Source organism: Streptomyces mutabilis (assembly GCF_014649815.1).
Lineage (GTDB): Bacteria > Actinomycetota > Actinomycetes > Streptomycetales > Streptomycetaceae > Streptomyces > Streptomyces mutabilis.
Genome location: NZ_BMTT01000282.1, coordinates 1 through 542 on the forward strand (window position 1 = coordinate 1; position 542 = coordinate 542).

The 542-nt window shown below is 39.1% G+C and carries 1 protein-coding gene; it reads right to left on the reverse strand.

Translation table 11 applies throughout. From position 1 onward, the window contains the following. Positions 1–542 (reverse strand): YehQ family protein (locus IE142_RS40340; protein WP_229831314.1); only part of this gene is annotated, 542 nt, incomplete at both ends.

Sequence of the window (542 nt, forward strand, 5' to 3'; positions counted from 1 at the left end):
AATGCGCCACTTTGTGCTGTCCACCAATGTGCATCGATAGGAATAAGCGCGAGACTGGTTTTTTTATCATCATATTGACGGCGAAGTTGCCCTCGTAATGTTTTTAATTGTTCAGGTGTCGCATAAGATAGCTGGAAAAGATAGGCTGAGATATGAGCTAATAGACGTAAGACATTGCTTTCATCCATAGTGAAATGTCTTTCTGCTAACCGTTTGACTTGAGTACTTAATGTTCGTAAATAAGGGGCTAAACGAGGTAAACCCTCGGCACGAGCAGACATATTAAGTAAATGTAATTGCGTTGCGCTACTTAAACTAATGTGTGATAGCCCTTGACGTAATAGATCATCAATAAATTGTTCAATAGTATTAATAAGGGCAATTTCTTCATCATTCAGTGGGCGTTTTGAAGATTTTAAGGGAATTAAATCTTCAGGCCACGTCCAAGGCTGTGTATTTTGCTCAAATATTTTCGCGACAATCGCAAGATGAAAAGCTTTTTTCTGAGAGCTAGAAAAAGGGGATAACATGCCATCGTAACC